The sequence below is a fragment of the Methanolobus sp. WCC1 genome (assembly GCF_045690315.1).
In the GTDB taxonomy this organism is placed as follows: domain Archaea; phylum Halobacteriota; class Methanosarcinia; order Methanosarcinales; family Methanosarcinaceae; genus Methanolobus; species Methanolobus tindarius.
This window is the reverse complement of sequence record NZ_CP146979.1, coordinates 3,132,526-3,152,622: the sequence shown is the minus strand read 5'-3', so window position 1 is coordinate 3,152,622 and position 20,097 is coordinate 3,132,526. Positions and strand designations below refer to the sequence as shown.

Genomic DNA, 20,097 nt, shown 5'->3' with positions numbered 1-20,097 from the left:
TCACTCCTCAATATTATGGTGGCTTGGATTCGGCCATCCCATTTCCCTTTGCCAATCGAATTCTTTCTGATGTTTCTTGTGCTTATTATGGAAGTAGAAGTACGCTATCAGATAGAAGACCAAAGCGAAGATAAGGTTGTATCTGTAGCCCCAGAACAGTGTGGACATGATTGTTATTGCAATTATAATTGCAAAGTAGGATATCCATGGCTGAAGCGGGCTTACAAATGGACGGATCTTGTTGATATGTGAAGGGAACATCTTTCTGAAACGTAGCAGGGAGAATGGTATCAGAACGTAACAAAGCAGACCTGATACGATAGAGAAAGTGATAACCTGGTCAAGATAACCGCTGAATGCAAAGGCTATTGCGATAGGCATGGTGAAAATTACCGCTTTGTAAGGTGACTGGTATTTTGGATGAACTGAAGCGAACCAATTAGAGACAAAATGATCTCTTGAAAGAGCAAACCATGACCTTGATGAATCACAAACACAGCCGTTTGCACTGGAAATACATGTTAGCAAAGTTCCAATTGCCAGAAGTGCAACCAGTACCGGTACTCCGCTTACCTGTGCAGCCTCAAAGAGGGGATACACAGAAACTCCAAGACCTTCAGCAGGTATGTTGGATGGAAGCAAACTTGCACATATGAAAAGCGTCATTGCGGCTCCGACCAGAAGTGTTATCATCCCTGCCTGTTGTCCCAGAGGAACTGCCCTTGATGGTCGCTTACATTCTTCTGCACACATTGCGGCTCCTTCAATACCCAGGAAGAACCACGGACCAAACTGCAAAGCTGCAAACAGGCCTATCATGCCGTTTGGCATTGCACCCTGGAAAAGGTTCTCCGGATGAAGTTCAAAGACGCCGAATGTTCCTGAGAAGAAGAGCAATATTATGGCAAGGAAAGCGATGGCAGTCATGAAGAAGTTAAGTGTAAGTGCGGCCACAACACCCCTGTAGTTAATAAATGTCAGAGTAGCAATTACTAGCAATGTAACGGGGAAAACCTGCAACTGCGGGAAAATCTCCTGCGCAATAAAAGCAACAACTATAGCATCAGCAGCCTCCAGGGCTATAAATTCCATATATACCGCAAGTCCAACACTGGCTGCAGCACCGGGTCCTACAAAAAGCCTTGCCCAGTCATAAGGCCCACCTGCCAGTTTGGTGGCGGATCCAAGTTCACTTGCACACAGGGAAATTATGACGTACATTGTTCCCGCAACAAGCATTGCAAGCAGAGCTCCAAGAATTCCTCCTTTTGCAACGGTGAAGTTCCACCCCATAAACTCACCAACAAGAACTATTCCGACTCCCAATGCCCAGACGTGGTAGGGCCTGAGCGTCTTAACAAGTCCGGGTGATTCTGTAACTTCGTCGGTCACATAATCACCTCTTCAATTTCTTGGATGTTTTACTCGCATCAAGCAAGACCCATCCGATCAATGCAAAAGCCAGCAAGTATATTATTCCATTAATGATCGTCCAGTACGCATCCATTGGAAAACCTCCATTTTAATAGATTTTACTCGATTATTCGTTACCTTTATCCCGATAAAAAATGCCAGCGAAATTAATCGCTGGCTTGCTCGGAGGGATTAAAACGTAAGTCCAAACTCCTCTAGCTTCTTGCGTGCACCGTCATAGACCTTGACGTATTCGTCGGTTGGCGTTACGGTTGCAATGTCGTAACATTCCTGGAAAGTCTTACCCTCTGGTGCAGTTGCATAGTTGCCTTCATAAGAACTGACAAGAGCATCAAGAACCTTGTTAACTTCGGAAATATCCATTCCTGCGGTTGCCCTTGCGACTTCTCCCATCATTCTTGCTTCCATACCGGTTGTCTTGTCCTGAACGACACCCTTTGCGGCTGCAACACCGGAGAGGATCTCACGACCTGAAGCTGTGTCAGTGATAGACTGAGCGGATGCTTCCAAAAGGCACATCTCGGTACATGGTCCTGCACATGGATAGTACTGGTTACCTGAGAGTATATCAGTGAATTCTGAAATTGTAGCACATGCCCATCCAGCGATCATGAGGGTCTCACGAGTGTTTGTGGATCCCCAGCGGATGTGAACCGGACCGTCAAGGTGCCAGCTTGCATTGCTCATTACAAAAGCGTTGATGTGGGTTGCAATATCTACAATTGTGGTTTCTTCTATGCCACCGGCATATCCACCAAAGATAGGCATCTGTTCATCCATGATAATGTCACTGTTACCCTGATAGTGAGCCATTACACTGATAGCATCAAGGTCTATCTTAAGCTCATTGAGCTGTGATACTTCGTGACTGTCACTGCAGACCTGGCCACCGACGCAGTCTGAAGCGATATTTCCCTGAGCGGACAGGGAAGTCTCTGGTCCCTATATGCCCATGCCTGGCCTTCCGGCCATTGCGGCTGCATTCTTAATGAGCCTTGTCTCGGTCTTTGCTGCAAGAACCTCGTACGGACTCTTTGGAATTGGTGGCTTGCCACGGACTGTCATCATGACACCGTTAACAATTGTGTCAACTTCCTTCTCAAGTGCATAGCTCATATGAACCGGCATGAACATGTTTTCAGAAATAGGGGAACCTGTCGGACCACCCTGGACAATTGGCTTTCTTTTGTCACCAACACTTCTCTTCTGTACTCTTACAGCATCCCTGCCGGTACCTAGCACGAATTCCTTCTGGACATTGTTGATTGCATCCCATATCTCGTCTTCTGTGTATTTTACTACACGACTTGTGTCGGTACAGAAAATACCGCACTCAAGAAGCATCTCAAAACCTGCTTTGAATAGGTTTTCCATCATGTCCTTGTCAGTTGGTACGAACTCACCCTTAAAATCAAGGTTGTATTTCTGCTTGAGTTCCATTGCCTTCATTGGGATGGTCATAAGGTCCCAGTCATCCTGGGTCATCTTCTGACCTTTCTTTGCACGCTCATAGAATTCAAAACAATCAAGTGATCTTGAAAATGTCATATTATACCCCCTTATTTCATAAGTTCCAATGCCACACGAGCTGCATCTGCTGCATTTTCTGCTGTTGCATCTGCTCCAATTTCTGCGATCCATGCATCAGATACTGGTGCTCCACCGAACATTATCTTGACAGAGTCCCTGAGATTTTCTTCTACAAGAGTGCCTACTGTGTCTTTCTGACCCAGCATGGATGTGGTCATGAGTGCAGAGCCTACAAGGAGGATTTTGCTACCCTCAAGCTTTTTGACTTCATCCACGATGGTATCATCAGGTACATCAACACCAAGATCAACTATCTTGAAACCATTTGCACCAAGCATAGTTGAGACTAAACGGTGACCGATGTCATGGATGTCGCCTTCCTGTACAAAAGTGATTGCTGTTCCCACTCCTTCTCCTGTCTTTTCTTCTGCAAGTATAGGAGTAAGAATTTCCATTGCAGCATTCATAGCCTTTGCAGACATCATAATCTGTGGAAGATAGATCTCTGCCGCTTCAAATTTATCGCCTACGATCTTCATACCTACCGAAAGACCGCCTTCTATTGCATCAACAGCACTAATACCTGCATCTACAGCTTCCTGAGTAGCTGTAGCACAGCCGTTTATATCCTGATTGACTATAGTATCTCTGAGTTTGTCTAATATCTCCTGATTTGACATATTTTACCTCCTAATCTCCTTTTGCAGTTGTTTTTACAGCGTTGCAACTATCTTTACAATCATTCTCAAAACAACTGCCTGTTGCGGGCTATCCATGGGACTGCCACTGCAAATACATCATTTACTTTACAACATATAGACTAATCCTTGTCGATTTTTCATTAATTGCAGGATATAGCTCCTTCATTGTTACTTAATTAGAATAATGGAAATTTTGAATTCGAATTGATTTCTAAAAGAGAATTTGATTTTTCATGTGCTTCATGAATTGTAACTACCCTTGTGAATTGTAACAGGGTATGTGACTTGTAAGTACCACTGTGAATTACCATATAAAATAAATTAATATAGTTTAAACCAAAAACGTTACTAGTAGTGGAAAAAGAATTGTACATGCTAAAAATCACTGAATGGTAAGAAAGGTAAATTTAAAACCATTTGATATAACCAGAAGTTCTGTTATGATAGTATTGAAGTGGGAATAGGAAAGGATAGGTATGAAAACGTCACTGGTAAACACTGTATGGTATTCTGATAAGAGGAAAAATCTTTTGTTATTATTAAGTGAGGGAGAAAGGGATCTGGAACAAATTAAGAAATCACTGAATGTAACAACCAGATCAATAATGCCTCAGATAAAAACCCTGAAAAAGCAGAATCTAATTAAACAGGAAGATGAGAATTTCAGCCTGACTTCCATAGGAAATATAATTGCTAACAATATGCTGCCGTTTCTTGATACATCAAGAATTGTTGAAGAAAATAAAGATTTCTGGACAAGCAGGAATTTCGATGCTATACCAGCACACCTTTTCAGCAGGATGAGAGATCTTGGACATTATTTCCTTATAGAACCCGATATTAACCATATGTTTGAGCTTCCCAGAGAATTTGTGGATAATATTCCAAAATCAAAAACAATTATGACTTTTGTTTCGTACCTTCATCCTTCATTTCTTTCTCTTTATCTTAAAGCAGCCCACTCAGGGGCAGAAATTTCACTTTTCCTTTCAGAATCGGCGTTAGACAAAATAAAGAAGGAATATCTGGAACAATTCAACGAATTGGTTAGAATGGATGGCATAACTTTCTTTCTCTGTGAAGAAAACTTTAAGGTACCAATGATAACAGTGACTGACTGGTTTTGTTACATCTGTCTTTTCAATGAAGAATTAAGATACGACCACAGAGATATCATAAGTTTTGATGAAAGCTCACTGGAATGGTGCCATGAGTTGTTTGAGTATTACAGGTATAGTTCAAAAGAGATTTGCCAAATGGAAAATGATGCTTAATACAAATATGGGATGGGGAGACAGGAATTATGGAATCATCATTAACCGAAACAATATGGTTTTCTGAAAAAAGAAGAAAAATAGTGCTGCTATTACTGGACGGACCAAAAAAACCCGACGAAATGAAGGAAGCATTCGGTGTTACATGGCGTTCACTAATACTCCCACTTAAAGAACTGAAGGAAGCAGAACTTGTATGCAATTCTGAAGGAATATATGAACTGTCCTATATTGGAAAACTTATCGCAGAAACAGTGAAACCAATTAATGAAATACTAAAGTTCTTTGAAAAGGACACTGATTACTGGGTTAAAAGAAATCTGGATTCAATACCTGAATATCTTCTGGACAGAATAGGAGAAATTGAAGAATATACAATTTCAGAACCGGAACTTAATGATATGTTTGAACCTACTGTGGAGTTTACAGATGGGCTTTTGCATTCAAAACACGTACATTCGATTTTTTCTATCTATCACCCTCTTTACCCCCCATTTTACAGTGAGCTTGCAGAAAAAGGGATCCAGGTGTCAATAATTTTCACTCAATCTGTTTTGCAAAGAATAACTGAAGACAGGAATGAAGAACTGCAGAAAATGAAAGACTTGGAAAATACAAAATTGTTCCTGTATGAAAAAGAGATGTGTCCACCCTCAATTGTGGTTACTGATACTTTATTTTCGGCGAGCTTTTTCAATATCAGTGGAATGTATGACCACAGGGATATAATGGCTTTTTCTCAAAGTTCACTTAAGTGGGGGGAAGAGATGTTTGAACATTACAAAAGTCTGGCTACTGAAATCTAGAATTCGGTATGGAAGTACATTGAGTGTCGGTGTGAAGGGGAATGGGAGGTGCATGTGATTGAAAAAGAATGAGATGACAATTAAAACCAAACTGATTATGTATATAGTGGTCAGTGTCTTTCTTGTACTCGTTGTTTCAACCGCAGTTAGTATCAAAACCGTAACATCCCAACAAGAAGAACTTGCATATCTTCAATCCGTAGAAATGGCAAGGGACTATGCGAATCAGTTCGACGGTGACATGCAGGCAAATATGGCTATTGCAGAAACAATTGCTAAAACAATGGAAATGTACACAGCCGATGACAGAAATGAAGTAAACAATATTCTCAAAAATATTCTTGAAACTCATCCTTCTCTTACGGGAGTGTATGTAGGATACGAACCTGATGCTTTTGATGGAAATGATGATGAATATATCAATGCTCCATATCACGACTCCACCGGGAGATTCATACCCTACTGGAATACTATCCAGGGAACAATAGAAGTTGAACCCCTTGTGAACTATGACACCCAGGATTACTACCAGCTTCCGGAGCTAACACACGAAAATATTGTCACTGAACCTTATTATTATCAGGGCATATTCATGGTAAGCTATGACGTTCCTATCTTTAAGAATGGTGAATTTTCAGGTATCGCAGGTGTTGATGTCTCTCTTGATTACATCGACGATGTTGTTAGTGACATAAGAGCCTTTGATACAGGATATGCATTTGTGACAGGAAATACCGGTATTCTGGTATCCCACCCTGAATACAAAGAAGGAATAGGCACACATACCCTTTACGATCTTGGAATTCCTCAAATATCAGGTGCTGCAGAAGAGATCAAAAATGGAATAGGAGGAAGCATTGAAACTGTCGATCCTTTGACAGGCAAAGAAGTAATAATGTTTTATGAACCTGTGAGAACAGGTAACTACTCTTTTGTACTTGTGATCCCAAAAGAAGAGATGTTTGCCGGGGTTACCAAACTCAGAAACACCCTAGTCATTATTTCTACTATTTCAATATTCTTTATGGGCTTTGTTTCTTATTTGATAGCAACATCGATAACGTCTCCTATAGATGAAATCGTTGAGAACTTCAGGAATATTGCGCAGGATGCTGTTGACGGTAAACTGGATACAAGAGCAAAAACAGATGTAGAAAGGGATTTCAAAGAGATTCCAATCGGACTTAATATGATCCTTGATGCTGTGGTAGCACCGATACGGGAATCTATCAGAGTTACAAATGCACTTGCAAAAGGAGAACTTGGGGCTCGTACCGAACTGGAACTGAAAGGGGAATTCAAGCATCTTGGAGATACATTAGATGATTTTGCAGATTCCTTAAACAATATTATTGCAGATTCCAATAACGTACTTACTGCTATACAGAACAATGATTTTTCCCGCAACGTTCGGATACATGGAAAGGGTGATTTTAATATCCTCACCGAAGGAATCGAAGAAACAAGAAACTCATTAGATCTGGCAATTCACGAACAAAAAAAGGCTGAAAAAGCTCTAAGAGATTCTGAAAGGAAATTCAGGACTTTGTTTGAAAGCCTGAATGATGCAATATATCTCACCGACCTGCAGGGGAATATTCTGGAAATAAATGAGATCTCATGTAAAAGAATGGGATATAGCCATGATGAATTCCTTTCTTTAACTTATATGGACATTGATGCTTCAAATCGTGGCAAAGATTTTCTTACAGTACTTAAAGAATTATGTAAAATGAAGAGCAATCTCCTGGAAACAATCCACATGAGAAAAGATGGTACTGTCTTTCCGGTAGAATTGAGCAGTCGTATGATCAGGTTCGATGGGCATAAAGCAATCATTACTATTGCAAGAGATATTAGTAAAAGAAAACAAAGTGAAAAAGAACTCAAAAAATATGCTGAAGAACTTGAGCACTCAAACGAACTTAAGGAAGAAATGGAGAGTATAATCAATAACAGTCCTGTTATAGCTTTCAAATGGAAGACAGAAACTGACTGGCCAGTAGAATTTGTTTCAAAAAACATCACAAAACTTGGCTATACTGTAGAAGATTTTACATCTAACCGTCTTAAGTATGCCGATATTATACATCCCGATGATAGCGAAAGGACTCACCTGCATATTTCCAATTATTATATGAAAAAGGAGGCTGAACTAAACTACGAATACAGAATATACACCAAATCAGGCGATATAAAATGGGTAGATGAAAGAACCTTTACAAGAAGGGATAACTACGGCAGGATTTCATTGCAGGGAATAATTCTGGATATTACTGAACGTAAAAAGGTAGAAGAAGCACTTATTCAGGCAGAGAATATACGCAAGAAAGAAATACATCACCGTGTGAAGAACAATTTACAGGTAATTTCAAGTTTGCTCTATCTTGCATCTGATAATTTTGAGCAGCAGGATGTAATAGAGGCTTTTTTAGATAGTCGTAACCGTGTGCGTTCAATGGCTCTGATACATGAAGAACTGTATCAATCAAAGGATATGACAAGTGTTGATTTTTCCGATTACACGAAGAAATTAATGAATTACCTATCCAGATCATGCGAAGATGGAAAGAAGGATATTAAGCTTGTTTCTAAGATTGAGGGTGTTTACCTCAACGTTGATACAGCTGTTCCGCTTGGTATGATAATCAATGAACTTGTTTCAAACTCATTAAAACATGCTTTCTCCGAAATGAAAGAAGGGGAAATCAGTGTGGAACTTAATGTCATTAAAAATGATTTTTTATTGAAAATAAAAGATAATGGAATTGGTATCTCCCCTGATATAGATTTCAGAAATACAGAATCCCTGGGTTTACAGCTTGTGACCACGTTGGTTGACCAGATAGATGGAACCATCGAACTGAACTCAATTCATGGAACAGAATTTATCATTAATTTTTCAGAGAGGAACTAAAATGGAAGAAACAGAGGTAAATAATGCAAAGATACTTGTTGTTGAGGACGAAAATATAGTTGCTTTGGAGCTAAAGAAAAGACTTAATAAACTTGGGTATCAGGTTTCCAGTGTTGCATCAACCGGAAAAGAAGCAATTAACAAAGCCGAAGGGTTTCTCCCTGATCTTGTGATTATGGATATCAGGTTAAAAGGAGATATGGATGGAATTCAGGCAGCACAAATAATCCGGGAACGTTTTAATATACCAGTAATCTATCTTACGGCTCATTCTGATGATGAAACGCTCAAAAGAGCTAAACAGACAGAACCTTATGGATATATTTTAAAACCTTTCGAAGAGGATGACCTTCGAACAACAATTGAAATTGCATTATATAAGTATCAGATGGAACATTGCCACGATAAATAATTTCAAATTCTCATTTTGGGGATATTAATAGGTTTTCTTATGAGCACATAATTTCATTCATGTGCTGACAGTTATCGTACCCCATGACAATTCACATGTCATGCAGATAATAGCACCAAATTATGCTATATATTATTCTGTTCTACTGGAAGTGTCCCTTAATAAAGGGGGTCTATATCCGTAGGCAGGGATACGGGTCAGTATTCCTGCACTTCCCAAAAATAAGTAACACTTTGCCATCTACATTTAGTTATTTAGAATCTGAAACTCATGTATGAGTCTGTTATTTCAGGATTATTATACCTCATGATAATTCACATGTAATGCTAACATTGCTAGCAAATTATGCTATAACCATTCTGTTCTGGTGAAAGTGTCCCCCTATAAAAAATAAAATCAATATGCTAAGAAGCAATCGTTTTTCTTGCACATTTAAAAGACAACAGTAGTATCAAAAGTTATATATACTATGTTAATACGAGGCAATGAGAAAATATAAATAGTAGCCAAACAGGACAATATATATATATGTCGATGACCAAAGCTAAAGATGTTTCTCTTAGAATCAGAAGAGCAATGAGAAACAGTCCAAAAACACAAACTATGGATGCAAAATCATGAAACGAAACAACAATGACCACAACTGGATACTTGCATTCCTGGGATTCTAGGAATTGATCGGAAAAAAGGTCAAACTCCAGGAGCTGTTAGCATGGAAAGAAAACCACTTGATACACTTATTAGCAATAACGGATTATGGGTGTCACGCAACGGACGCCTTCACGGAGTGAAGAGTTGTCAGACATCACAAAAATATATTAGAATAGAAATGGATTGCGGAGAGGTCATCACTGTACGCAACTCCAGAAGCAGCAGGTCTGCAAGAGCACTAAGGAACCATAAATTCCAAAAACCCTGCAAACATTGTCGCCTTTCAGACGACAGAATTAACGAATTCTCAAAGAAGATCTCAAGGAAAGATGAAGCTGAGATCAAAATTGTCCGCTCGTTCAGACTACCCTCTGAAAAGCCTGCCGAGCCTGTTACAATACCTGCAGAAGCTATTGAAAATAATAAGCCTGCGAATGATATTAAAGATCACATTCATAATGAACCTCGGGCTGGAATAACTGCCAATAGTTCCACCAACCACAGATCAAATCCTAAATCCTTAAAGAGCAGTTCCAGCCCTTCCAATCCTGGTAATAATTCTAAGGCTAAGAAAACATCTTCCCAGCCACAAGCAAAGTCAAAGAAGACTGATTTCACACCCCTGCAAAAGAACAGGATTCTTTCACTTTTAGGTCCCGGAGAAATGATATCGTTTGCAAAGGAAAAGAGATCCTTTGCAGAACTCGAATCCACCCTGACCCTACAGCGTAAGAAGGATATAAGGGAAATGTACGAGGACAGTCGCGAAAACCTGCTTGGAAAACTTGAGAGAACAATTACTGAGTTTTTCGTGGATATGGGCTTCCTTGAAGTCAAGTCCCCAATTCTCATTCCTTTTGAATATATGGAACGAATGGGAGTTGGCGAGGACAAGAAGCTTTCAGAGCAAATATTCAGGGTTGGAGACAACATGTGTCTGCGCCCAATGCTTGCTCCGGGACTCTACAACCACCTGAGAAAATTCGATAATGTACTTCCTGACCCTGTCAGAATATTTGAGATAGGTCCTTGTTATCGTAAAGAATCTGATGGAAACAGCCACCTTGAAGAATTCACAATGCTGAATTTCTGCCAGATGGGATCAAATTGTACAAGGGATGAACTTGAGTATCTTATTAAGGAACTCCTGGATTTCATGGGAATTGAATTCGAGATCGTTGCAGACAGTTGCATGGTCTATGGTGACACCATCGATGTGATGCATAAAAAAATGGAACTCTCATCCGCCGTTGTCGGCCCGGTCCCAATGGATATGGACTGGGGAGTAAACAAACCCTGGATTGGAGCCGGTTTTGGTCTTGAAAGGTTGCTAAAAGCAAAACATGATTTCAAGAACATAAAACGTGCAGCCAGATCAGAATCATACTACAACGGAATCAGCATCAATCTTTGAGGTGGAACCATGATAAAGGACAGTAATTACCGGGATCTTGACATTATCGCTGAAAATATAATAAACGCACAGAAGCTCACAGATGATAACTTAAGAGAACTTCTTTCCCTGACAGAAGAAGAAGACATAGAGAAGCTGCAATACGTTGCAAGAAAAGTGAGAGACCACCATTTCGGGAACAGGGTCTTCCTCTACAGCTTCGTTTATTTTTCAACCCACTGCAAGAACAACTGTGCCTTCTGTTATTATAACAGGTGCAACGACATACAGCGCTATCGCCTTGATCTTGAAGAAATACGTAAAATTTCACGGGCAATCAGGAACGAGACCATCCACATGGTAGACCTTACAATGGGAGAGGACCCTTATTTCCACAACAATCCTGAAAAATTCGTTGATGTTGTAAGAGCAGTTAAGGAAGAAACAGGACTTCCAATTATGATTTCTCCTGGAGTTATGGATGACAGGACTCTCAGCAAACTCCACGAAAGCGGAGCTAATTTCCTTGCACTCTACCAGGAAACCCATGATGAGAATCTCTACCGGAAACTGAGGGTGGGACAATCTTTCGATGAAAGGAATCATGCCAGAGAATTTGCGAGAACCAATGGTTACTGCGTTGAAGATGGTATCCTCACAGGTGTCGGAAATGATGTTGAATCAACCATAATCTCACTTCGTGGAATGCAAAAGGGACAACCAGATATGGTTCGTGTTATGACCTTCGTTCCACAGGAAGGAACTCCTCTTGAACTGGTATCACAGCAGTCCAGCCTGTCAGAACTTAAAATAATCTCAGTTCTCAGACTGATGTTCCCTGACAAACTCATTCCAGCATCCCTTGACCTTGAAGGAATCGATGGTATGGTAGACCGTCTTAACGCAGGTGCAAATGTGGTTACATCAATTATATCCGCAGATTCCTCACTAGAAGGCGTTGTCAACTATGACAGGGAACTTGAAGAAAGGGACAGGGACTCAAGAAGTGTCATTAATCGCCTGAGAAAAATAGGCATGGAGCCTGCGAGCCAGGCTGAATTTAACAGGATAATAGAAAAAAAGCAGGGAACTCCGATAAAAATCCCGGTGGCTGCACTATGACTACTGTATGCATAATCGGTGGCAAGCTACAGGGTTTTGAGGTTACTTATCTTGCACATAAAGCAGGTATGGATGTCGTACTTGTTGATCGCAGGGAAAAGCCCCTGATACGCAAGGTTGTTGACAGTTTTCACTGCTTCGATGTGGTCAGGGAACCTGAAAAACTCATCGAACTCTCAGAAAATATGGATGCTATCATCCCTGTGAACGAGAACCTTGAAACTATAGATTTTCTCAGAGGCATAAAGGATGAGCTTGCCTGTCCCGTACTCTTTGATTTCGATGCATATCACATCAGCATGGACAAGAAGCGTTCCAAGGACTATTTCAAGTCAATTGATATCCCAACTCCCGCAGATAAACCTACCAGCCCGCCATATTTTGTGAAACCACCATGTGAGAGCAGCAGTATCGGGACATCTATAATATATGATGACAAGGGACTTGAAGGACTTGACCCTTCGATGCTCATTGAAGAGTATGTTGAGGGAGATGTGATTTCCCTTGAAGTGATAGGTGATGGAACTCACTTTGCAGTTGTAAAGGAAACAAAGATACACATCGATGAAACCTATGACTGTCATATGGTGACTCCCATTAAAAATTATCCTGAATTCAGGAAAATAACTTATGAGCTTGCCAGGAACATCAATCTTCAAGGAATAATGGATGTTGAAGCAATAGACAGTCCCAGGGGACTTAAGGTACTGGAAATAGATGCGAGGTTCCCGAGCCAAACACCTACGGCAGTTTATCACTCTACAGGAATCAACCTTGTGGAGATGCTCATGCAGGCGTTTGTGGGAGAAGTTCAGGAAATGGGAATGGCTCCTGAAACTAACTATTGCATTTACGAGCACATTTTACTTGAAAATGGAGAACTGAAACCTGTTGGTGAGCATGTGCTTTCACAGGGAGACGAATACGTGCAGTTCCACAAATCAGAAGGACTAGAAATATTCGAATCCAGAGGAGAGAACAGAAACAGTGTTTTCACCCTCATAAGCTATGGAACTGACAGAGAAGAGACTGAAACGATAAGACAGAATGGAATGGAAATGATCATCGGTCATTTCAGGAATATAGAATAGGAGGAATAAAAATGGCACTTTTAACACCGGAAGACCTTGAAAACCTTTCAATGCAACTTGAAGAGAATGATGAGATTGCAAAAAGGATTACAGGTCTTGATATCAAAGGTATATGCTCCGCATTATACGGTACAGAACCTGGTTCTGAAAAAGTAGCTATTATTCCAATAACTGCCGGCAATGGTATCATCAGTACTTTCACATCATCACTCCTGTTCATAGTCCAGTATTTCGGTTTTGAAGGATTTGTGACAGAACACCCCGATGTCACAGGTTATTATGAAGCCGTTTCTGAGGGTGCTGATATCATAATGATGGCAGATGACCACATCTTCACCGCTCACAACCTGAGAAATGAGAAAATAGTGAGCAACCACGTTGCTACAGGTGTGATATATGCTGACATTGCATCAAGATTTCAGGAAGCAAAGTCAAAAGATATACTTGTTATCGGACTCGGAAGAGTTGGTTATGCAGGAGCCTGTCACCTTGTGAACAAGGGATTTAATGTCTATGCATGTGATCCAAACAAGGAATTTCTGCAGAAGGCTGTGGATGAACTTGGGATCAAGCCCTATTGCAGTGATGACAGGAAAAAGTTCTCAATGGTCTTTGAGGCAACGCCCAATGCAAATACTATATCAGAAGGTATGATCGAGGAGAGATGTCTTGTCTCAACTCCGGGAATTCCCTGCGGACTTCCACCTGAAATTGGGCAGAAGTATCATGTTGACCTTGTGATGGAGCCACTTGCAATCGGTGTGGCTTCAATGTTGTATTCTGTGATACAGAACTGAAAGTGTAAGTCTAAATTTAAAAGTCTAAATTGAAATTGGAGTTTTGAGAATATGTATGTGATTTCCCTTGACCTTGGAACCAGTGGTTTCAGGTCACAACTTATCGATCTTGAGAAACAGGAAACTGTAAAGACTGTAATCACAATGGGACACCCGCTTCCTGGTGGAAATGTAATGGACCACCTCGACTTTGCAATGGGCACCGGAACGGATGTGGCTCACGGGCTTATCATCGAAACTGTCAAAGAGATACTTAAAAAGTTCGATGTTGAACCTGAAAAGATACAGAGAATAGCTGTCTGCGGTAATCCAATACAACTCTCACTTTTCCAGAATATGGAGATCAGGGATCTTGCGTATGCAGGTGAAAACAAACAGGCATCACTTGGTGTTAAAGATGTGAAAAGGGATGCAAGGATATTCCCTGCAAACGAGATTTTTGCAGATATATATCCAATGGATAATTGTGAAATAGTTATTCCACCGGCAATCAAACATGAGATTGGGGCAGATGCCCTTGCAATGATGCTAGAAACAGATTTTATTCACCAGACAGAACCATGTCTTGTTACTGATTACGGCACCAATGCCGAAATGGCACTGAAAATAGGTGAAAGAATAATAACTGCAAGTGCAGCCGCAGGTCCTGCAATCGAAGGACAGGGAATTGCATGTGGAATGCTTGCAGGTCCTGGAGCAATCAGTGATATTAACGTGGAAAATGGACACTGGAGGCTCACTGTTCTTGATGAAACAATGACTTCAGGTAAGGGTCCTCTTGTTGATCCGGTAAGTGGTGAAACAATAGAAGAAGGAGATCTTGTTCCAAAAGGTATCACCGGTACAGGTGTTATTTCTACAATGGCACTTGCAATCAAGGAAGGAATTATCGAGAAACTTCCGCAGCTACCCAATGGAAAACTGATACTTGGTGATGGAATAGTTATCACCGACCAGGATGTCGAGGAAGTAGGTAAGGCAATCGGAGCAATCCGTGCCGCTCACATGACACTTATGGTTGAATCGGGACTTAAATATGAGGATCTCAGGTATTCATACATGTCAGGTGCAACTGGCACGTATGTGGATGCTGATAAAGCAAGACACATCGGTTCTGTTCCTGGTTTTTCAAGAGGAATTATCCAATTCGGTAACACTTCAATCGGATTGGCAAGGAAGATTGCAATCGATGTTTCAAAGCTTGATGAGGTTATTGCAGTTGCAAAGAAGATACATGCAGACCACCTGATGATGGCAACAAGTGATACTTTTAAGGATATCTATGTCTGCGAACTATCAACCTGGCAGCAGGGAATGCCTGCAGAGATGTACGCTCAGATGCTGGAAATGTATGGTATTCCTGTATTCCCGCAGGATCTTGAAAAAGTTGAAATCGAAAGAAGAGTTTCCAGGGATATCGATGACGTTGGTTACCTTGGCCTTGATATTGTAAAGGATATAGGAATCACACTTGAAGCTCCGGTTGAGAAATGTATACTCTGCCATGAATGCGTGGAAGAATGTCCTGAGGATGCACTGGAAATAATTGAAGAAAACGGTGCAAGAATTGTCAATATCGACAGTCAGCACTGTCTTGGCACAAGTTGCAGGCGCTGTGTGACAATCTGTCCTGAGCAGACAATGAATCATTCATTGCTTAAGATTAAGGAAGAATGATCAAATAAAGTTATTCAAATAAATTTGAAACTCCAATGGAAACAGGGGGATTCTGATTTATTTATTGAAGATTATTCATTAAACTTTAGAATAGTGGTCTTCAGTGTTTCAAGATCAACCACCGGCACCTGTGCAGGTGTCGGTACAACATTTACTCTTTTCTGAAACTCAGTCTGGTCCTGCCATGTTCCTGAATTTATCAGCAGGGCATTCTTGTACCACTCCACACCAATGGTATGCACGTGGCCGCAATGTAGTATATCAGGTACATTTCCAATAACAAAATAATCCTTCTTTTCGGGTGCAATGGAAACACGGCTTCCATAAATTGGTGAAAGGTGCCTGAATTTCATCATTTCTACCATTGCTTTTGTGGGTTCAGTATATGACACACCTGGAACTGAAGCCACCAGATCATCAATTGAACGCCCGTGGTAAAGCATTACTTTCACACCATCAAGATCAACAATAGATGGATTTCCTACAAATGTAACATTCTCAGGGAAATAGTCCCTGATGCATTCAGGAAGTCTTGGCTGTGGCTCAGCCTGACGCACTGCATCGTGGTTTCCAGGAGAAATGATGATCTTGATGTGTTTTGGGATCATGGAAAAATATTCACCGGCTTTTTTGTACTGGTCGTACACATCCATAATGGAAAGTTCATTTTCCTGTCCCGGATAAATGCCAACGCCATCCACAAGATCCCCTGCAACAAGCAAATAGCGTATCTCCTTAGAAATCTCCAGCAGGGCTTCGTTATCAGTATCCCCATTGAGGAAATCAAGAAAACGTTCCCATGGTTCTTCAAGGAAAGTGTTGCTTCCTATGTGGATATCAGATGTGAGAACTGCTTTTCCAAAGCTTCCGGTCTTTTTTGGATTTACCGCAGGAAGGTCCGGAAGCGTGACTTTCTGTGCTATCATTAAGTTGCCGTCATTTGTGAGAGTTCCTGTGAACCCCACTACCTCATCCAGAACAAAATGACTGGCCTGCTCAAAAAGATCTTTGTCAGCAGAGCGTATAAGAACTGAAAATGAGCCTGTAGGGTCTTCGACCTCAAGAATCTTATGACCATTACTGGTGCTTTTCATATCAGAGATCATGCCTATTATAGAAACTTCCCCTGCCTCGCGGCTCCCTCTGAAGTTAGTTCCTTTGCCTTTTTTCAGACTCTCAATAGGTCGGGCTGTTATCCTGCCGCGTATGATATCACTAAGTCTTGTATACCTGTTCCTGAAAAACTGAACAAATTCCATGTACTCACCGACACACGTTGAATTGTCGGTAATATCAGAAAGTATGGAAATTGGACTGTCAACATTACAGTAATTACTCTTGAAACCTGATATTGGAGATGTCTGGTAGGATGAATATGAATCATAAGAACCATTTGTATCATGAGAATCATTGTAATTGTAGGATTTTTCCGGTTCAGGAGAAAGTTCTTCTGATAACTTAAATGTCTCTTCATTTACATGAAGTGATGAATTGAAACTTTCCAGATCAATGTGTTCGACATCAATAACAAGCACAGAAAGATCTATGTGTTCAAGTACGTAAGCCACAAGTTCCCCGGGGGAACAATGAGAACATATAAGGTCCACTGCTTCAGGACTTATCTGATAGCCTTCTTCAATAAAGGCTGTAAGCACATCAATTTCATTCATGGTGATACAATTCGGATATAAGTACAGCTTATTTTACAATAAAAATTTGAAAAATGTTTTATAAGGGGGAAACATTTTATTTTTGCAATTATATTCCATACTCATTAATAGATTCTTTCATTGATTTGGACGGAAGACAGGTAAGAATATGAATTTAAAAGAAACCTACCATGTTTTCAAAGAAAGTGACAATTTCTTTGTTTCGCTTGCCCGGGACATTCTGACTGTTCTGTTAGCCGTATTGGTATTTGCAACTTTCTCTCAGATTGTTTTCGGTATGTGGACACCTATGGTTGCAGTGGAATCCGGAAGCATGGAACCACATATGAATATCGGTGATATCATATTCATCCAGAGTATCGACAGGACTGAAATTGTCACTTATGAAGAAGGCATGAATAACGATAATTACACTACCTTCGAAAAATACGGTAATGTAATACTTTATAAACCATACGGACAGGAAGGTGTGACCCCGATTATTCACAGGGCTATGTATTACGTTGAAGAAGGAGAGCCTATGTGGGATGGTGGTCCTGCTGCGCCTTATGCCGGTTACATTACAAAAGGTGACAACCAGATTACCAACAAATACTATGATCAACAGGGACAAGTCAGTTACCTGATGCCTGTTAAGGAAGACTGGGTAATTGGCGTTGCACGTTACAGAGTTCCATATATTGGATATCTGAGACTGCTACTTCCTGGTTTCTGACTAAAATAAAGCCAAATGCTAGAAAGCTGCAAATTGAAATACAAAAATTAGATTTTAAAAGTTAAGAATAAAAAAGTTGTAATCTTTAAACCTGAATTTAAGTTTAAAGATGCAACTGTGTTGTGAGAACAGGTTTGAAGAACTCAAGTGGTTTAAGCCTGTAATCCTCAAACAATACTTTTTTCGTACTGTTTATAGGGACACTTAATACTATTTCTTTTGTCCTGCCGTATCTTCCTTTGCTGACGACAACTGCATTGACAATACCAAGCATATCAAGCTCTGACATGAGATCCGTTACCCTGCGCTGTGTTAAAATATCCATATCCACCTGAAGACAGAGCTGACGATACACATTGTAGACTTCTCCGGTTGTAACATTCTTGTAACCATTGTTTCTCAGAAGCATTACACTGTAGAGTGCAAGCTTTGATTGTGTGGGAAGCGTGCGCACAACTTCGATGACGCGATCAATCTCAATCTTTTCCTGAGCGCCTTTTACATGCTGTTCCTCAACACGCGATTTGTTCTCTCTTTCTGCAATTTCCCCTGCAACCCTGAGAAGATCAAGAGCACGTCTTGCATCACCATGTTCCTGAGCTGCAAAAGCAGCACAAAGCGGAATAACCATTTCATCCAGTGCATCTGGCTTGTAAGCAATCTGGGCTCTCTCATGCAGGATATCACTAATCTGATCAGCATCGTATGGTGGGAAAATAATTTCTTCTTCTCCAAGTGAACTCTTTACTCTTGGATCAAGGAATTCTGTAAATTTGAGGTCGTTGGAAACGCCAATCATACTGACTTTTGCTTTTTCAAGATCTGTGTTGATTCTTGAAAGATTGTAAAGGACATCATCGCCTTTTTTTATCAGCTTATCAATTTCGTCCAGAATAATAATAACAACCTGTCTTTCATTATCGATTGTTTCCTTGAATTTGAAGAAGACCTGGTCAGTAGGCCATCCGGTCATCGGGACGTCTTCACCAAACTGTCTTGTGAGATTTGCAAGAAGTCTATACTGCGTGTCGATTACTTCACAATTAAGGTAGACAACTTTGCATGAAAGCCCCAGGGACTCGCCTTTTCTTTCAAGCTCAATTCCAACATGTCTTGTAACAGCTGTTTTTCCTGTACCTGTTTTTCCGTAAATAAGAATGTTAGAAGGTGTATCTCCCCTGAGTGCTGAAACAAGAATAGAAGCAAGGCTATTGATTTGATCGTCACGGTGGACAAGCGAATCAGGAGTGTATGAATGTCTTAAAACCTCTTTGTTTTTAAAAATAGGTTCATTTTCCAGTAATTCCTGGAACAGGCCATCTAATGATTTACTTTGCATTTACTTATTTCACCCTATCCTTTAACTTACAAACTGTACTCAAACATCTGTTGTTATGGATAAGAACTACCAATCAAAAACAAATCAAAATCAATTTGGATCTTAATATAAAACTGGGAAACAAATTGTTAACTTGAAATGATTGACTGGATTTCCTCTCTCAATTCCAAAGGATACAATGGAAGTGGTGGTTATTAATGTTTATGGTTTAGACCCCTTTGTTTCAATTGGAGATTTATATAAAATAACAAACATGAACGAAAAAAAGCATCAATATACTTTGTTAACGATTCGCAAACTCAAAAGGATATAAAGAAAAGAGTTTCATATGGAAGTAAACCCCTTTGTTTCAACTGGAAGGTTTATAAAAGACAGTGACCCTATGATTTCGTCTGGAAGCCAAGAAAAAAGATATGACTATCTTTTTTAAAATTTAATAAAAAAAGATGGCAGTGTATGTATCAATATATTACTATATAAGCTTTTCTTAAGTTTAAGTTAATTTTAATTAAATTTTTTAAGATTAATTTAATAATTAAACTTAAAAACATATGAAGTTGGTATAAAG

General features: G+C 40.1%; 14 protein-coding genes and 1 pseudogene. 10 read left to right on the top strand and 5 right to left on the bottom strand.

Annotated features, from left to right (window positions below):
• From V7O61_RS14935 to V7O61_RS14925, 3 genes and pseudogenes are all read right to left on the bottom strand, one after another.
• Nucleotides 1–1,392, bottom strand: coding sequence for an APC family permease (locus tag V7O61_RS14935; protein WP_407283166.1), 1,392 nt, complete (start codon nucleotides 1,390–1,392; stop codon nucleotides 1–3).
• 213 nt (nucleotides 1,393–1,605) lie between these two features.
• Nucleotides 1,606–2,982 (bottom strand): annotated as a pseudogene (locus V7O61_RS14930) (monomethylamine:corrinoid methyltransferase).
• Between the two features lie 11 nt (nucleotides 2,983–2,993).
• A complete protein-coding gene (locus V7O61_RS14925; RefSeq protein WP_407283167.1) occupies nucleotides 2,994–3,644 on the bottom strand; it encodes a methyltransferase cognate corrinoid protein in 651 nt (216 codons plus the stop codon).
• A gap of 497 nt (nucleotides 3,645–4,141) precedes the next feature.
• Between V7O61_RS14925 and V7O61_RS14920 the strand changes: the two genes are divergently transcribed.
• From V7O61_RS14920 to V7O61_RS14880, 9 genes are all read left to right on the top strand, one after another.
• Nucleotides 4,142–4,939, top strand: a complete 798-nt coding sequence (locus V7O61_RS14920) for a helix-turn-helix transcriptional regulator (RefSeq protein ID WP_407283168.1) — start codon at nucleotides 4,142–4,144, stop codon at nucleotides 4,937–4,939.
• A 29-nt stretch (nucleotides 4,940–4,968) separates the two neighbouring features.
• Nucleotides 4,969–5,745 carry a helix-turn-helix transcriptional regulator gene (locus V7O61_RS14915; RefSeq protein WP_407283169.1) on the top strand — a complete coding sequence of 259 codons (777 nt, stop codon included), beginning with the start codon at nucleotides 4,969–4,971 and terminating at the stop codon, nucleotides 5,743–5,745.
• A 73-nt stretch (nucleotides 5,746–5,818) separates the two neighbouring features.
• Nucleotides 5,819–8,662, top strand: coding sequence for a PAS domain S-box protein (locus V7O61_RS14910; RefSeq protein ID WP_052324366.1), 2,844 nt, complete (start codon nucleotides 5,819–5,821; stop codon nucleotides 8,660–8,662).
• Between the two features lies 1 nt (nucleotide 8,663).
• Entirely contained in the window at nucleotides 8,664–9,074 is a 411-nt protein-coding gene (locus tag V7O61_RS14905; protein WP_023845215.1) for a response regulator, read from the top strand.
• A gap of 712 nt (nucleotides 9,075–9,786) precedes the next feature.
• Nucleotides 9,787–11,139, top strand: coding sequence for a pyrrolysine--tRNA(Pyl) ligase (gene pylS, locus V7O61_RS14900; protein WP_407283170.1), 1,353 nt, complete (start codon nucleotides 9,787–9,789; stop codon nucleotides 11,137–11,139).
• 9 nt (nucleotides 11,140–11,148) lie between these two features.
• A complete protein-coding gene (gene pylB / locus V7O61_RS14895) occupies nucleotides 11,149–12,240 on the top strand; it encodes a methylornithine synthase PylB (protein ID WP_407283171.1) in 1,092 nt (363 codons plus the stop codon).
• Nucleotides 12,237–13,331: a 3-methylornithine--L-lysine ligase PylC gene (gene pylC, locus V7O61_RS14890; RefSeq protein WP_288069611.1), complete on the top strand. Its 1,095-nt coding sequence runs from the start codon at nucleotides 12,237–12,239 to the stop codon at nucleotides 13,329–13,331. Before pylB ends, pylC begins: the two co-directional genes overlap by 4 nt.
• A gap of 11 nt (nucleotides 13,332–13,342) precedes the next feature.
• Nucleotides 13,343–14,128 (top strand): 3-methylornithyl-N6-L-lysine dehydrogenase PylD, encoded by a 786-nt coding sequence (gene pylD / locus V7O61_RS14885; RefSeq protein WP_288069609.1) that lies wholly within the window; start codon nucleotides 13,343–13,345, stop codon nucleotides 14,126–14,128.
• Nucleotides 14,129–14,179: 51 nt separating this feature from the next.
• Entirely contained in the window at nucleotides 14,180–15,805 is a 1,626-nt protein-coding gene (locus V7O61_RS14880; protein WP_407283172.1) for a methylamine methyltransferase corrinoid protein reductive activase, read from the top strand.
• A 71-nt stretch (nucleotides 15,806–15,876) separates the two neighbouring features.
• On the opposite strand, the gene V7O61_RS14875 is transcribed toward V7O61_RS14880, so the two are convergent.
• Complete coding sequence (locus V7O61_RS14875; RefSeq protein ID WP_407283173.1) at nucleotides 15,877–17,475, bottom strand: DNA-directed DNA polymerase II small subunit; 1,599 nt, start codon at nucleotides 17,473–17,475, stop codon at nucleotides 15,877–15,879.
• 148 nt (nucleotides 17,476–17,623) lie between these two features.
• On the opposite strand from V7O61_RS14875, the gene V7O61_RS14870 reads away from it, so the two are divergent.
• The gene (locus V7O61_RS14870; protein WP_023845208.1) at nucleotides 17,624–18,190 is read left to right on the top strand and encodes a signal peptidase I; all 567 of its coding nucleotides are present in this window, start codon (nucleotides 17,624–17,626) and stop codon (nucleotides 18,188–18,190) included.
• Between the two features lie 103 nt (nucleotides 18,191–18,293).
• Here V7O61_RS14870 and V7O61_RS14865 read toward each other — a convergent pair whose 3' ends face one another.
• Nucleotides 18,294–19,529, bottom strand: a complete 1,236-nt coding sequence (locus V7O61_RS14865; RefSeq protein ID WP_023845207.1) for an ORC1-type DNA replication protein — start codon at nucleotides 19,527–19,529, stop codon at nucleotides 18,294–18,296.
• Nucleotides 19,530–20,097 lie beyond the last annotated feature (568 nt).

What these genes read in the sequence shown, in the direction of transcription:
- V7O61_RS14925 (WP_407283167.1), bottom strand. Translation starts at nt 3,644, where the DNA reads ATGTCAAATCAGGAGATATTAGACAAACTCAGAGATACTATAGTCAAT.
- V7O61_RS14920 (WP_407283168.1), top strand. Translation starts at nt 4,142, where the DNA reads ATGAAAACGTCACTGGTAAACACTGTATGGTATTCTGATAAGAGGAAA.
- V7O61_RS14915 (WP_407283169.1), top strand. Translation starts at nt 4,969, where the DNA reads ATGGAATCATCATTAACCGAAACAATATGGTTTTCTGAAAAAAGAAGA.
- V7O61_RS14910 (WP_052324366.1), top strand. Translation starts at nt 5,819, where the DNA reads ATGACAATTAAAACCAAACTGATTATGTATATAGTGGTCAGTGTCTTT.
- V7O61_RS14905 (WP_023845215.1), top strand. Translation starts at nt 8,664, where the DNA reads ATGGAAGAAACAGAGGTAAATAATGCAAAGATACTTGTTGTTGAGGAC.
- pylS (WP_407283170.1), top strand. Translation starts at nt 9,787, where the DNA reads ATGGAAAGAAAACCACTTGATACACTTATTAGCAATAACGGATTATGG.
- pylB (WP_407283171.1), top strand. Translation starts at nt 11,149, where the DNA reads ATGATAAAGGACAGTAATTACCGGGATCTTGACATTATCGCTGAAAAT.
- pylC (WP_288069611.1), top strand. Translation starts at nt 12,237, where the DNA reads ATGACTACTGTATGCATAATCGGTGGCAAGCTACAGGGTTTTGAGGTT.
- pylD (WP_288069609.1), top strand. Translation starts at nt 13,343, where the DNA reads ATGGCACTTTTAACACCGGAAGACCTTGAAAACCTTTCAATGCAACTT.
- V7O61_RS14880 (WP_407283172.1), top strand. Translation starts at nt 14,180, where the DNA reads ATGTATGTGATTTCCCTTGACCTTGGAACCAGTGGTTTCAGGTCACAA.
- V7O61_RS14875 (WP_407283173.1), bottom strand. Translation starts at nt 17,475, where the DNA reads ATGAATGAAATTGATGTGCTTACAGCCTTTATTGAAGAAGGCTATCAG.
- V7O61_RS14870 (WP_023845208.1), top strand. Translation starts at nt 17,624, where the DNA reads ATGAATTTAAAAGAAACCTACCATGTTTTCAAAGAAAGTGACAATTTC.
- V7O61_RS14865 (WP_023845207.1), bottom strand. Translation starts at nt 19,529, where the DNA reads ATGCAAAGTAAATCATTAGATGGCCTGTTCCAGGAATTACTGGAAAAT.